The following is a 12,948-nucleotide window of genomic DNA, read 5'->3' on the forward strand; positions in this document are numbered from 1 at the left end:
AGGACTCTGCATAGCCGGCCGCGTAGCTGTAGAGCTTCTTGGGAATGCAGCCCACGTTGACGCAGGTGCCGCCCAGCTCCGCGCACTCGGCAAGCGCCACGCGTGCACCGCGCTGGGCCGCCATGCGTGCCGCGCGCACGCCGCCGCTGCCGCCGCCAATCACGAAAAGGTCGAAGTCGAATGTGCGCATGGGAAACCGCTCCTTGCGGCCGACTGTAGCCGGCCGAAGGAAATGCTGCCGCCGCATGCGCGGGTTCGCTCACAGCCTCTCAGGGCCGGTCGAACTGCTGCGCGGAATCCCGCGAGGTCCAGCGCTGCCGCGGGTCGCTGCCGCCGGCACGCTGCTGCTGCTGCTGTTGCAGTTGCTGCAAGGCGCGCTGCTGGTGTTCCTGCGCCTGGCGCAGCGTGTTCTGCTGCTGCATCTGGACCTGCTGGGCCTGTTGCTGCGCCTGCATCTGCTGCTGCGCGCGCTGGGCCTGCTGCTGTTGAACCCGCTGGAGCTGCTGGGCCTGGGCCTGGGCGGCGCGTTGCTGCATCTCCTGCTGGGCACGCAGCACCTGCTGTTGCTGTTGCTGTTGCTGTTGTTGCTGCTGCAGCTGGAACTGCTGCTGGGCCTGGGCCTGCGCGGCGCGCTGCTGGAGCTCTTGCTGCTGGCGCAGCGCATCGCGCTGCTGCATCTGCGGGAACTGCTGGGCAGGTTGCGGCTGCTGCGCTTGCTGCATCTGCTGGAAGCGCTGCATCTGTTGCGCCTGCGCCTGCGCCTGGACGGCGCGCTGCTGCAACTGAATCTGCTGCTGCGCCTGCTGGGCCTGCTGGGCTTGCTGCAACTGCTGTGCCTGCTGCAATTGCTGCTGGCGCCCCCGCAGGTCAGGCGGCGGCAGGGCGCTCGCCGAACGCCCGAAGCCGCCGACATGCCGGCCGCCCCGCGGCGTGACCGGCGCAGTGGCGACGATGGGCAGTTGCGCTGTGGCGCCCTCCGGCGTGCGCAGGAAGTCGCGGCGGGCGATGGGCCCGCGGCCGAAGATGTCCACCGGCACCAGGGAGAGCGCACCCGGCGTGTTGCGGTGCAGGTAGTCCGCACGCGCAAGCTGCCGCTGGTAGGCGATGGCACGGTTGGCCTCGTCGATGTAGCGCTGGCTGGTGCGGTAGCCCGGCCGCCATGCTTCGCCGGGCGCGAGCGGGAACCAGCCGACGCCCGGGCGCCCGCCCGCCACCACGTTGGCATGCACGCCGCCGCCCACGAAGCCGACCAGCGCCGGCGCATACACCGGCCGCGCGTTCGACCGGCCCGGCACCCAGGCCCAGCGCGGCCCGATGCGCGCCCAGCGGCCGTAGTGCGAAGGCGCGAAGCCCCAGGGTGCGGCGTCGACCCAGGTCCAGCCCCAGGGCGCGATGTCGACCCACTGGCCGTCGCGGTACGGGGCCCATTCGGCATCGACGCTGCGCGGGTACCAGACGTTGCCGTAGGTGGGATCGCTCTGCCAGTCGCCGTAGCGGTCGAGCTGCTGATAGCCCAGCACGTCGCGCGAGACGTAGCGCGCCGAGATCGACTGGTCTTCCAGCCGGTCGCGTTCGGCCACCCAGCGGTCGAAGGCATCGCCGGCGCGCACGGGAGCCCCGCTAACCGCCGCCAGCTGGCGTCCCGATACCGTGAGCTGCTGGTGGGCGCCGAGGGTCACCGATTCGCCGTTCTCGCCGTACAGCGTGAGGCCGCCGGCGGCGACCGCCACGCGCGTGGTACCGGCGGCCGGGTCGACTTCGATGCGGTAGTCGCCGGGGGCCTCGACCACGACCGCCAGGTTGGCGGTGTCGATCTCCAGGCGCTGGCCGGCCGGGGCCTCGCGCACGCGCAGTTGCAGGCGGCCACGGGTCGCGGTGAAGCGGGCGCTGTCGTCGTCGAGCTCGGACACCACCAGCATCGTCTGGTCGTCCAGGCGCAGTGCGGTCGAATCCACATGCAGCTCGGCCCGCGCGTTGCGATCGGTCCAGAGCCGGTCGCCGGTGGTGATCGGCCGATTGGGCACTGCGTCGTACCAGCTGTCGTCGCCCGCCGGCGAGAAGCTGACGGTGCCCTGCTGTTCGTCGAGGCGGGCCACGCGGCCGGGCGGGTCCTGCTGCGCCCAGGCGGCGGCGCCGGCGGCGAGCAGCAGCACCAGGCCGAGCAGCCAGCCGACTGCGCGGCGCGCGGCGTGTGAAGGGAGGCGATGTCTCATGATCGAGTCCTTGGTCCAGAACCCTGCAACGCGCCAGGGCGGGCCGGCGCTGGCAACTGCATTGCAAAGCTTTGGAACTATCCAGCGAGCGGCGCAACCGCGTGTAAGCGAGGGGCTTATCGCACCCTCGGATGGCCGAGGAAGAAGCGCAGCATTTCGGCGCTCGCATCCGGCCCCGTCGGGTCGGTGAAGGAGCCGTCGGTGCTGCCGCCGGCCCAGGCATGGCCGGCGCCGTGCAGCAGCCAGTGCTCGACCATGATGCCGCCGCGGGCATCGGCATAGGTCCAGCGGGTGAAGGCGCGGCCACCCTCCGAGCGTCCCCGCATCTCGTGCGCCGGCGGATGATCGCCGCCCGCCAGCAGCCCCGCCACCGCATCCGCAGCCAGCTGCTCTCCGTTGCGCGGATGCACGGTCTCGTCGGCGTCGCCGTGGAAGACGATGGTCGGGCGCATCGGGCCTCCGGCGCTGGCCTTGGCCGGACCGTTCTTCATCGCGCCGAGCGCCGAAACGAGGTCGCGCGCAACGCCGCCCGGCAGGCCCGAGTGCACGCCCACGGCAGCGAAGAGCCCGGGATGGGTCCGGCCCAGGATGTCGGCCATCGAGCCGCCGGCGGACAGGCCCGCCACGTAGACGCGGGCCGGATCAGCCCCGTGCTCGCGCATGGCCGCCTGCGTGAGCGCCGCCAGCAGCGCCGGCTCGCCCCGCTCGGCCTGCTGGTGCTGCGGCAGGAACCAGTTCCAGCACTTCCCCGCGTTGGCCCTTTGGGTCTGTGTCGGATAGAGCACGAGAAATCCGAGCTCGGCGGCGAGCCGGTTCATCCGCGTGCCGGCGGCGAAGTCCTCAGGGTCCTGGGTGCAGCCGTGCAGCATCAGCAGCAGGGGCCGGGGCCTGCCCACGCCGCGCCCGGGGACGAAGAGCTTGTAGTCGACGTTGCGGTGCTGGTGCTCGAAATGGCCGTCGAGCCACTGGTCCGGCGCGGCAGGCGGCAGCAGGCCGATGCGCCGCAAGGCGCGCGGGACGGCGCGCGCCCAGCGCGCAAGTCGTTCGATCAGGGATGTCACGGCAGAGGCGGGCAAAAGGGCCGATTGTCGGCCCTCGTGCCGCCCGCCTGCCTACTTGTACAACAGCTGCGGCAGCCACAACCCGATCTGCGGCCAGATGTACAGCATCAGGATCGCCAGCACCTGGATGCCCATGAAGGGCAGCATGCCAAGGAAGATCTGGTTCAGCGTCACATGAGGCGGGCTCACGCCCTTCAGGTAGAAGGCCGCCATGGCGACCGGCGGCGACAGGAAGGCGGTCTGCAGGTTCATGGCGACCAGCAGACCGAAGAACAGCGGGTCGACGCCGAAGTTGTCCAGCAGCGGTATGAAGATCGGCATGAAGATCACGATGATCTCGGTCCACTCCAGCGGCCAGCCGAGGATGAAGATGATCACCTGGCTCAGCACCAGGAACTGCACCTTCGAGAGGTTCATGCTCAGGACCCATTCCTCGACCAGCTGCTGGCCGCCCAGCAGGGCGAAGGCGGCCGAGAAGATGGCCGAGCCCACGAACAGCCAGCACACCATGGCCGACGTCTTGGCCGTGAGGAAGACCGATTCCTTGAGCACATCCAGCGTCAGCCGGCGGTAGGCCGCCGCCAGCAGGAAGCCCCCCAGCGCGCCCATGGCGGCCGCCTCCGTCGGCGTGGCCAGGCCCAGCACGATGGACCCGAGCACCGCCAGGATGAGGATCATCAGCGGGAAGAACGAGGCCAGCAGCATCTTGAAGATCTCGAGCCGCGCGAAGCTCAGGAACAGGTAGAACAGCGCGACCATCGCACCGATGACCGCGAAGCAGACCCACCACCAGGTGGGCGCGGGGCGCGTGGTGGCGACCTCCGCAGCCCGTTCCGCGCCCGGCTCCGCAGCGGGCGGGGCCACGGCACTGCCGGGCGGCACCTGCGCGGCACCTGCGCCCGCACCCGGCGGCTCCTGCACGGCGCCCGCACCGGGCGGCTCGGCAAGCCCTCCCTCGCTCGGCGGCTCCTGCAGGCCGCCCTCGCTCTCGGCCGGCGGCTCCTGCAATCCACCCGGGGCCGGCTCGGGCGCGCTGCGCCGGGCCCCGATCTCCTGGATGTCGTATTGCTCGGCCACCGCCACCGTGGTCACGGCGCGATAGCTGGTGATGGCCACCAACGCGAAGAGCAGGCCGGGCAGCAGCACGATGAAGAGTTGCCGCAGCAGGAAGCCGGCGGGCACCTCGGCATTGCGGCGGCCCTTGAGCCCGGCCACCAGGCCCGACAACGCATGGCGGGCCGGATCGGGGGTCAGCCGCTGCGTCAGCGGCGGCAGCGGGACCGCGCGGTCGGCGGCCGACAGCGGCGGCGCCCAGGCGGGCTTGAGCTTGGCCACCATGATCACGTAGAGCACGTAGAGCGAGGCGAGCATCACGCCCGGGAAGAAGGCGCCGGCGTAGAGCTGCACCACCGACACGCCGGCAGTGGCGCCATAGACGATCAGCAGCACCGACGGCGGGATCAGGATGCCGAGGCAGCCGCCCGCCGTGATCGCCCCCGCGGACAGCGGGATGCTGTAGCCGGCGCGCAGCATGGCCGGCAGCGCCAGCAGGCCCATCAGCGTCACGACCGCGCCGACGATGCCGGTGGCCGTGGCGAAGATGGTGCAGGTGATCAGCGTGGCCACTGCGAGCGCGCCGGGGAGGCGCGCGAGTGCCAGGTGCAGGCTCTTGAACAAGGTCTCGATCAGGTTGGCGCGCTCGACCAGGTAGCCCATGAAGACGAACAGCGGCACCGCGATCAGCACGTCGTTCGCCATCGTCTTGTAGGCGGCCTGCACCATCAGGTCGAGCGTGTGCGTGGTGTTCCGGTCGTAGGCGAACCAGGTGAAGATCATGCCCATGCCCATCAGCGTGAACGCCGTCGGGAAGCCCAGCATGATCGCGACCACCACCAGCGACAGCATCAGCAGGCCGAGGTGGCCGTTGGTGATCGTGTCCGCCCGCAGCAGCATGATGCCCGCCGCGGCGACGATCAGCACCATGAACGACAGGCCGAACCAGAGTTCGCGCCGGATCATGGCCGGGCCTCCTTGGCAACGACCACCGCGTCCAGCGCCCGGATGTCGGCGTCGTCCACGTGCACCATTTCCTTGAGCTTCGCGACGTCCACTTCCTCGACGTCCTGCTCGCGCGAGGGCCACACGCCGTCGCGGATGCACTGCACGCATCGCACGATCTCGACGATGCCCTGCAGCAGCAGGGTGACCCCGGCGAGCGGGATGATGTACTTGAACGGATAGAGAGGGATCGGATCCGCGGAGAAAGTCTGCTCGCGAATCGACAGCGACTCCCCGGCATAGATCCAGCCGGCCCAGGTCAGTGCGACGATGCCCGGCAGGAAAAAGAGGATGTAGAGCGTCAGGTCGATGATCGCCTGCGTACGCGGCCGGAAGAAGCCGTAGAGCACGTCGCCGCGCACGTGGCCGTTCTTGGCGAGGGTGTAGGCGCCTGCGGTCATGAACAGCGTGCCGTACAGCATGATCTGCGCATCGAGCACCCAGGCATGGGGCCGGTTGAGCACATAGCGGGAGAACACTTCCCAGCTGATGAGCAGGGTGAGCAGCACCGCGCACCAGGCGAAGGTCTTTCCGACCCAGGTCGAGAAGCGGTCGACCGCCAACAGAAAAGATTGCATTGCGAGAACCTGGCGCACGAAGCGCGGAAAAAAGGAGGGGCACCGCAGTGCCCCTTGCCATGGCCGGTGAAGGTCAGGACTTCTTGGGCTGGCGGCCGAAGTAGTGGTTGTAGGCCATCTTGAAATCGACGGTGTAGTCGTTGTACCACTGGCCCGCACGTTCCGCGAAGGCTCGTTGCGAATCCAGCACCTTCTTGAACGCAGGGTTCTCGGTGGCCTTCTTGGCCACGGTCTTGTCCCACGAGGCGAGCTGAGCGCGCAGGATCGCGTCGGGCGTCTTGTAGAACTTGATGCCGGATTTCTTGAGCTCGATGTAGTCCGCCGAATTGCGCTCGATCGCCTTCCAGCTCATGTCGGCACTGGCCGCCTGCACGCCGTACTCGATGATCGCCTTCAGCTCGGGCGGCAGCGCGTTGAGCTTGGCGCGGTTGAACAGGATCTCGAACTGCTCGCCCGACTGGTGGAAGCTTTGCAGCATGCAGTTCTTGGCCACGTCGGGGAAGCCGAGCACGCGGTCGCTCGAGGCGTTGTTGAACTCGGCCGCATCGATCAGGCCGCGGTCCAGTGCGGGGACGATCTCGCCGCCCGGCAGGGGATTGACCGCGGTGCCCATGTCGGTGAAGACGTCCACCGCCAGGCCCACGGTGCGGAACTTCAGGCCCTTCATGTCCTCGACCTTGGCCACGGGCTTCTTGAACCAGCCGAGGGGTTGGGTCGGCATGGGACCGTAGAGATAGGAGGCGACATCCAGGTTCAGGCCTTTGTAGATCTCCTCCAGCAGCGCCTTGCCGCCGCCGTAGTTGTGCCAGGCGAGCACCATGTTGGCGTCCATGCCGAAGCCCGGGCCCGAGCCCCACAGCGCGAGTGCCGAGTTCTTGCCGTACCAGTAGGCGACCACCCCGTGCCCGCCATCGAGCGTGCCCTTGGCCACGGCATCCAGCAGCTGGAAGGCCGGCACCACGGAGCCGGCAGGCAGCACCTCGATCTTGAGGCGGCTGCCCGCCATGTCGTTCACCTTCTTGGCGAAGTCCTGCGCGTATTCGTGGAAGATATCCTTGGCCGGCCAGGTGCTCTGGAAGCGGAACGACGTGGTCTGCGCCATGCTGACCATCGGTGCGGACATGGCCCCGGCCGCCACGGCTGCACCCTTGAGCAGGCTGCGGCGGCGGTTCGGTTTGGTGTCTGTCATTGCGTATGTCTCCGTAGATGTGACTGGAAAATCCCAAGACTCCCATCTTTGGACATGTGAACAAGCGTGACAAAGAGGGTTTTCACGAACTGGTGAAAAATCATTGACCGGGCGCGTGCAATCCCTACGCACTAACCCTGAAGTCCGAGCGACCTTGAAGGAAAGAAAGCCTCATGACTCAAGCAGTCCAAATCCCGGCGGGCACGGCCAGTGCACCGGGCGGTGAGCAGCAGGCCGTGCGGCCCGCCGACGGCTATGCCGGCGACGTGCTGCCCGAAATGGCCCACGCCTGGATGACGAATGGCGAGGCCGTGCTGGTCGACGTGCGCAGCGACGCCGAGCGCGAGTGGGTGGGCTATGTCCCTGGCGCCATCGGCCTGGCCTGGAAGCAGTGGCCGGGCATGGCCTTCAACCCCGGCTTCGATGACGGCCTGCGCGCTGCCGTGCCGCCCGGAAAGAAGGCGGTGCTGCTGTGCCGCAGCGGCGTGCGCTCGATCGCGGCCGCGCGCCGCGCCACCGAGCTGGGCCTGGAGGCCTACAACATCCTCGAGGGCTTCGAAGGCGACGCAGACGCCGAGGGCCACCGCGGGCGCAAGGGCGGCTGGCGCCTGCGCGGCCTGCCCTGGAAGCAAAACTAGCTGGCCCACCCGGGCGCGAGAAACCCAAAGGGTGTTTTCGGGTTTTGCGCGTTGACCGCGGCCAGCCCTCGTCCCTAGCATGCCGCCATTCCAACCAGCAAAGGTTCCCGGCATGCCGGCACCACTTCAGATGAATGCCCGCATGGTCCCCGCCTTCCCACCCAAATGCTGATCGCGTCCCTCGAAGCCTGCAGCGCGATTCCGTCCTCGGGCGACGGGCGAGCTCTCCACCCCCCCTCCTGCAAGTAGGCAACAGACGCGTGCCGTCTGCTTGATCCGGAACCGGCCGCGCGGTCTGCGCGCCGGCCGCTCACCCATTGGACCGGCGCAGGCGAGCACCAACTGGCTCGCCGCTGGACGCGCGCCCAAAAAAGGATGACAGCATGGACTATCTTTCCCGACTCGAACCCATCGTTGCCGAAAAGCTGGAGGCGCTGGCCCCCGTCACCGACAAGGAGGCACGGTTCCCCCGGCCGGCCGTCGATGCACTGGCACAGGCCGGCCTGCTGGGCCTGATCAGCAGCAAGGAAGTGGGGGGCATGGGCCTCGGCATGGCGGAAGCCAGCCGGGTCATCAAGCGGCTGGCCGCGACCTGCCCTTCCACCGCGATGGTGGTGGCGATGCACTACTGCGCCGTGGCCGTGCTCGAGCAGCTGGGTCCGGAACCCGTGCGCCGCAAAATCGCGGCCGGCATGCATCTGACGACGCTGGCACTTTCAGAGGTCGAATCGCGCAGTCATTTCTGGGCGCCTGCCAGCACTGCAACGCAGGAGGGCAGCGATGTCGTGCTCGACGCGCGCAAGAGCTGGATCACGTCGGCCTTCGAAGCGGATTCCTACGTGTGGTCCAGCAAACCAACGGCCACGGAAGGCGCCAGCAGCATCTGGCTGGTGGATGCCAAGGCGCGCGGGTTGACGCAACCGGCCCCGTTCGACGGACTGGGCATGCGCGGCAACGGTTCGTCCCCCGTCACGGCCGAAGGCGTGCGCATTCCCGCCGCCCATCGCCTCGGCGAGGATGGCAAGGGCTTCGACGTCATGATGGGCACGGTGCTGCCCTGGTTCAGCGTGCTGAACGCCTCTGCCTCGGTGGGGATCATGGAAGGCAGCATCGAGCGCGCATGCGGGCACGCCACCCGCACCCGGCACCAGGACCTCGGAACCTCGCTGGCCGACCTGCCGACCATCCGCGCCTACCTGGCCCGCGGGCGGATCAAGACGGACCTGGCGGACTGCCTGCTGCAAGATGGCATCGCCGCCATCGGCGCGCGGCGGGCCGACACGATGCTGCGCGTGCTGGAAGTGAAGACGGCAGCAGCCGAAAGCGCGCTGGAGGTTACCGACATTGCCATGCGCGTGTGCGGAGGCGCTGCATTCCGCAAGGAGGTGGGTGTCGAGCGGCTGTTTCGCGATGCCCGCGCGGCGCATGTCATGGGCCCGACGAGCGACGTGGTCTACGACTTCATCGGCAAGGCCATCACCGGCCAGCCGCTGTTCTAGGAGGCCTCGACATGGCGGATCGAACACTGGTCATGGGCGCCGTGGCCTATGCGCCCAAGGTGGTTGCCATCTGGGAAGGCTTCAAGGCGTATTTCGCTGCGCGTGGACTCGCGTTCGATTTCGTCCTGTATTCGAACTATGAAAGGCAGGTCGAGGACCAGTTCAAAGGGGTGCTCGATCTGGCCTGGAATTCGCCGCTGGCGTGGGTGCGCGCGGAGCTCATGGCCAAGGCGAAGGGAGCGCGCGTCTCGGCCGTGGCGATGCGCGATACCGATCGCAACCTGGGTTCGGTGCTGGTCGTGCGCGCGGGGCAGGGCATCGAGTGCGTCGACGATCTGCGAGGCAAGACCGTCGGTTTCGGCGCGGTGGATTCGCCCCAGGCGACGCTGATCCCGTCCGATCATCTGCGCCAGGCGGGCCTCGTCGCCGCAAGGGACTTCTCCGCGCGGATTTTCGATGTGGCGGGCGGCAAGCACGGCGACCACGTCGGTGGCGAACTCGAGGCCGCGAAGGCGCTCGTGCAGGGCCGCATCGACGCCGCGTGGATGATCGACAGCAACCACCTCGCGTTCTCGTCGGACGGCACGTTGCCGCAGGGGCAGACCCGCATACTCGCGCGCACCGAGCCGTACGACCATTGCAATTTCACGACGAGTCCGAACGCGCCGGAAGCGTTGATCGGGCGCTTCGCCGAACTGCTGCTGGGCATGCGCTGGGACGACCCCGCGGTGCGCCCGCTGCTGGAACTCGAAGGTCTGCGGGAATGGAAGCCCGGTCGCACCTCCGGTTATGCCGCGCTCCAGCGCGCCGTTCATCACGACAAGTTCTATGACGCTGCCGGACGCATCACCGCACGCGACTATCGATATTGAGTCGCTGGGGCTGGACCAGGGCGCGCAGCTGCTCATCAAGCGCGCGCTGGGCCGGATCGCGATCGGCGCCACGCTGCGCGTGCAGGGCGACGCGCCGGACTGGGACATCCATCTGCTCGCCTGGTGCCGCCAGCACGGCCACGAGGTGACTTTCCACGATGCGCCGGCCCTGCATGCGCTGGTGACCCGCGGGCCTTTCCAGAAAGGCCGGTGGGACGGCGCCGGGGCGAGCGGCCAGGCGAACGCGCTCGCGCCGGACGCCGTGGCGCAACGGGCCTTGCCGGCATGGGGGCTGGCGGCGCGCGGCGCGACGGTGGAGGGAGGCAGCCCCGCCTTCGATTTCCGTTTCTCGGAAAAAGCCGACGTCTGGGCCGACACCGCGGCCAGCCTCTACAAGCAGGCCCTGGCCGGGCAGTGGAACCCCGACACCGCAATCGATTGGAGCGAGGCGAAGGCCCTGCCGGACGAGATCGAAGACGCCGTGGTCCAGGTCATGACGTACCTGATCGAGAACGAGAACGCCGCGCTGCTGGTTCCTGCACGGCACCTGGGGCAGGTGCATCCGCACTTCAGGGAGATCGTGCAGTTGCTGGCCATCCAATGCGCCGACGAGGCGCGGCATGTGGAAGTGTTTACCCGCCGCGCGACGCTGCATCGCGCGAATCCGGCGTTGTCGGGCGCCGGCGGCCAGGCGTCCTTGAAGACCCTTTTCGAGGGCAGCAATTTCTCGATCAGCCTCTTTCTTCTCTCGGTTCTCGGCGAAGGCAGCTTCGTCAACCTGCTGAACTTCCTGCACGAGAACGCGCCGGACCCGGTGACCCGGCAAATCGCCGGCTGGTGGCCAGGGACGAAGGCCGCCACGTGGCCTACGGCATGGGCCATCTCGAGTACCGGCTGTCACGGCAGCCGGGCTTTCGTTCCGCGCTGCACGCAGCGATTCACCAGCGCCACGACGAGCTGGCGGCAACGGCCGGTCTGAACGAGGAGGTGTTCGATGCGCTGGTGTTGCTGGCGGCGGGCCGGTCCGACGCTGCATCCATCCGATCCGGCTTCGCCCGGGTGCAGGAACTGAAACGCGAAATGGCGACGGGCCGCAAGGCGCGCCTGACGCGGCTTGGCTTCGCGTCCGGCGACGCGGAAGAACTGTCCGCCTTGCATACGCGCAATTTCATGTGAGCCGATCAAACGGCGTTGCAGCCGCGGCGGGCGGCCAGGGCCGCGGCTGCCTGTGCGCGAGGCGCTATGCGCTATGCGCTATGCGCTCACTTCTGAGGCGGAATCCGCAGCTTCTGCCCCGGATAAATCTTGTCCGGGTGGCTCAGCATCGGCTTGTTGGCCTCGAAGATCGCGTTGTATTTGTTCGGGTCGCCGTAGTACTTCTTGGAAATGGCCGAGAGCGTGTCGCCCTTCACCACGTCGTGGTATTGGGCGGGGTCGGCGGCGGGCGCGACGAGCTGGTTGTCGACCTTCGTCACGTTGGCCACGTTGCCGGCGGCCAGCGTGGCCTTCTCGCTGGCTTCCTGCGAGGGCGCGTTGCCCTTGAGCGTCACCAGCCCTTCGGCAGCGACGTAAGCCACTTCGAGATTGGTGAGGCCGAGGTTCTGCGTCTCTATGTAGGTCTTGATGGCGTCGCCCGCCACCTTGTTGGCATCAGGCTCGGCGGCCTGGGCGGACGAGCCGCCGAACAGCTTTTCTCCGGCCTCCTTGATGAAACTGAGCAATCCCATGGGTTTCTCCTTGTGCCTTGGTTGAGGGAGGCCCACTGTAACGGCTGGCCATGACGGCCCCGCGTAGGCGGGCATCGCAACCGCACGCATCTGTCCGGACGGCATTCACTGCCCGAATCGACTGTTGCGGCCCACGCCGCAATAATGCGCCGCATGGCATTCCTTGCAATCGACATCGGCAACACCCGGCTCAAGTGGTCGCTTTACGACGCGGCCAGGCCGGGTGCATCGCTGCTTGCGCACGGCGCCGAGTTCCTCGACCACATCGAACGGCTGGCCGACGGACCCTGGGCCGAGCTGCCCGGGCCCTCGTCGATGCTGGGCTGCGCGGTGGCCGGCGACGCGGTGCGGCGGCGCGCGGAAGAACAGGTGGTCGAGCGCTTCGACTGCTCGCCGCGCTGGGTGGTGTCGAGCGCGGCCGAGGCCGGGATCGTCAACGGCTACGACCACCCGACGCGCCTGGGTGCCGACCGCTGGGTCGCGATGATCGGTGCGCGCCACCGCATGCTCGCCCAGGGTCCGGCGCGCCCGATGGTGGTGGTGATGATCGGCACCGCCGTGACGGTGGAGGCGGTGGATACCCACGGCAAGTTCCTCGGCGGCTTGATCCTGCCGGGCCACGGCATCATGCTGCGCGCCCTGGAGTCGGGCACTGCCGGCCTCCACGTGCCCACCGGCGAGGTGCGCGAGTTTCCCACCAACACCAGCGACGCGCTGACCAGCGGCGGCACCTACGCCATTGCCGGCGCGGTGGAGCGCATGGTGCAGCATGTGCGCGCCCACAGCGGCGCCGAGCCGGCCTGCTACATGACGGGCGGCGCGGCATGGAAGATGGCGCCGAGCATGAACGGGAACTTCGAGCTGGTGGACAGCTTGATCATGGATGGGCTGCTGGTGATCGCGCAGGAACGCTTGCTGGCGTCCTGACGTCTTGCCCCGCAGCGCATCTGCAACCGCCTGGCGCCCTCCCCCCGCCTCTTTCCAAGAGGGAGAGGGCGCAACACAAGGAGTCAAGAGTGCCTCGTGCCTTCGCCGCTGCCCTGCTCGCTTCGATGCTCGCCCTGGGCGCCTGCACCGTCCCCGCCCCTCGCACCGCGACCTCCCCGCCCACCC

Annotated in this window: 13 protein-coding genes; 6 read left to right on the forward strand and 7 right to left on the reverse strand. The window is 68.4% G+C overall.

The genetic code is table 11. The annotated features are described in order from the left end of the window. The 6 genes from APY03_RS44055 to APY03_RS18615 form a co-directional block, all read right to left on the reverse strand. Nucleotides 1–190 (reverse strand): FAD-dependent oxidoreductase (locus APY03_RS44055; protein ID WP_232324334.1); only part of this gene is annotated, 190 nt, incomplete at its 3' end. 79 nt (nucleotides 191–269) lie between these two features. Next, complete coding sequence (locus APY03_RS18595; RefSeq protein WP_068678884.1) at nucleotides 270–2,213, reverse strand: DUF6600 domain-containing protein; 1,944 nt, start codon at nucleotides 2,211–2,213, stop codon at nucleotides 270–272. 116 nt (nucleotides 2,214–2,329) lie between these two features. Then, nucleotides 2,330–3,274 (reverse strand): extracellular catalytic domain type 1 short-chain-length polyhydroxyalkanoate depolymerase, encoded by a 945-nt coding sequence (locus tag APY03_RS18600; RefSeq protein ID WP_232081218.1) that lies wholly within the window; start codon nucleotides 3,272–3,274, stop codon nucleotides 2,330–2,332. Nucleotides 3,275–3,325: 51 nt separating this feature from the next. Next, nucleotides 3,326–5,293, reverse strand: a complete 1,968-nt coding sequence (locus tag APY03_RS18605) for a TRAP transporter large permease (protein ID WP_068678888.1) — start codon at nucleotides 5,291–5,293, stop codon at nucleotides 3,326–3,328. Then, the gene (locus tag APY03_RS18610; RefSeq protein ID WP_068678890.1) at nucleotides 5,290–5,910 is read right to left on the reverse strand and encodes a TRAP transporter small permease subunit; all 621 of its coding nucleotides are present in this window, start codon (nucleotides 5,908–5,910) and stop codon (nucleotides 5,290–5,292) included. The genes APY03_RS18605 and APY03_RS18610 overlap by 4 nt, the downstream gene beginning before the upstream one ends. 73 nt (nucleotides 5,911–5,983) lie before the next feature. Continuing rightward, nucleotides 5,984–7,099, reverse strand: coding sequence for a TRAP transporter substrate-binding protein (locus APY03_RS18615; protein ID WP_068678892.1), 1,116 nt, complete (start codon nucleotides 7,097–7,099; stop codon nucleotides 5,984–5,986). Nucleotides 7,100–7,377: 278 nt separating this feature from the next. Between APY03_RS18615 and APY03_RS18620 the strand changes: the two genes are divergently transcribed. The 5 genes from APY03_RS18620 (at nucleotide 7,378) to APY03_RS44060 (ending at nucleotide 11,284) form a co-directional block, all read left to right on the forward strand. Next, the gene (locus tag APY03_RS18620; RefSeq protein ID WP_068678902.1) at nucleotides 7,378–7,737 is read left to right on the forward strand and encodes a rhodanese-like domain-containing protein; all 360 of its coding nucleotides are present in this window, start codon (nucleotides 7,378–7,380) and stop codon (nucleotides 7,735–7,737) included. A 383-nt stretch (nucleotides 7,738–8,120) separates the two neighbouring features. Continuing rightward, complete coding sequence (locus APY03_RS18625; protein ID WP_083944459.1) at nucleotides 8,121–9,236, forward strand: acyl-CoA dehydrogenase family protein; 1,116 nt, start codon at nucleotides 8,121–8,123, stop codon at nucleotides 9,234–9,236. Between the two features lie 32 nt (nucleotides 9,237–9,268). Then, nucleotides 9,269–10,108, forward strand: a complete 840-nt coding sequence (locus APY03_RS18630) for a phosphate/phosphite/phosphonate ABC transporter substrate-binding protein (RefSeq protein ID WP_197913166.1) — start codon at nucleotides 9,269–9,271, stop codon at nucleotides 10,106–10,108. After that, nucleotides 10,065–11,087 (forward strand): sulfurtransferase TusA family protein, encoded by a 1,023-nt coding sequence (locus APY03_RS18635; RefSeq protein WP_232081217.1) that lies wholly within the window; start codon nucleotides 10,065–10,067, stop codon nucleotides 11,085–11,087. The genes APY03_RS18630 and APY03_RS18635 overlap by 44 nt, the downstream gene beginning before the upstream one ends. 8 nt (nucleotides 11,088–11,095) lie before the next feature. Then, entirely contained in the window at nucleotides 11,096–11,284 is a 189-nt protein-coding gene (locus APY03_RS44060; RefSeq protein WP_232081216.1) for a hypothetical protein, read from the forward strand. 86 nt (nucleotides 11,285–11,370) lie between these two features. Here APY03_RS44060 and lysM read toward each other — a convergent pair whose 3' ends face one another. Beyond that, nucleotides 11,371–11,835: a peptidoglycan-binding protein LysM gene (gene lysM, locus APY03_RS18640; protein ID WP_068678896.1), complete on the reverse strand. Its 465-nt coding sequence runs from the start codon at nucleotides 11,833–11,835 to the stop codon at nucleotides 11,371–11,373. Nucleotides 11,836–11,988: 153 nt separating this feature from the next. Here lysM and APY03_RS18645 point away from each other — a divergent pair, with 153 nt between their 5' ends. Further along, entirely contained in the window at nucleotides 11,989–12,762 is a 774-nt protein-coding gene (locus APY03_RS18645; protein WP_068678898.1) for a type III pantothenate kinase, read from the forward strand. Nucleotides 12,763–12,948 lie beyond the last annotated feature (186 nt).

Origin of the sequence: Variovorax sp. WDL1 (genome assembly GCF_001541225.1) — a bacterium.
Lineage (GTDB): Bacteria > Pseudomonadota > Gammaproteobacteria > Burkholderiales > Burkholderiaceae_C > Variovorax.

Bases quoted from the DNA above. Each gene is read 5' to 3' on its own strand.
- APY03_RS18595 (WP_068678884.1), bottom strand. From the start codon at position 2,213: ATGAGACATCGCCTCCCTTCACACGCCGCGCGCCGCGCAGTCGGCTGG.
- APY03_RS18605 (WP_068678888.1), bottom strand. From the start codon at position 5,293: ATGATCCGGCGCGAACTCTGGTTCGGCCTGTCGTTCATGGTGCTGATC.
- APY03_RS18610 (WP_068678890.1), bottom strand. From the start codon at position 5,910: ATGCAATCTTTTCTGTTGGCGGTCGACCGCTTCTCGACCTGGGTCGGA.
- APY03_RS18615 (WP_068678892.1), bottom strand. From the start codon at position 7,099: ATGACAGACACCAAACCGAACCGCCGCCGCAGCCTGCTCAAGGGTGCA.
- APY03_RS18620 (WP_068678902.1), top strand. From the start codon at position 7,378: ATGGCCCACGCCTGGATGACGAATGGCGAGGCCGTGCTGGTCGACGTG.
- APY03_RS18625 (WP_083944459.1), top strand. From the start codon at position 8,121: ATGGACTATCTTTCCCGACTCGAACCCATCGTTGCCGAAAAGCTGGAG.
- APY03_RS18630 (WP_197913166.1), top strand. From the start codon at position 9,269: ATGGGCGCCGTGGCCTATGCGCCCAAGGTGGTTGCCATCTGGGAAGGC.
- APY03_RS18635 (WP_232081217.1), top strand. From the start codon at position 10,065: ATGACGCTGCCGGACGCATCACCGCACGCGACTATCGATATTGAGTCG.
- lysM (WP_068678896.1), bottom strand. From the start codon at position 11,835: ATGGGATTGCTCAGTTTCATCAAGGAGGCCGGAGAAAAGCTGTTCGGC.
- APY03_RS18645 (WP_068678898.1), top strand. From the start codon at position 11,989: ATGGCATTCCTTGCAATCGACATCGGCAACACCCGGCTCAAGTGGTCG.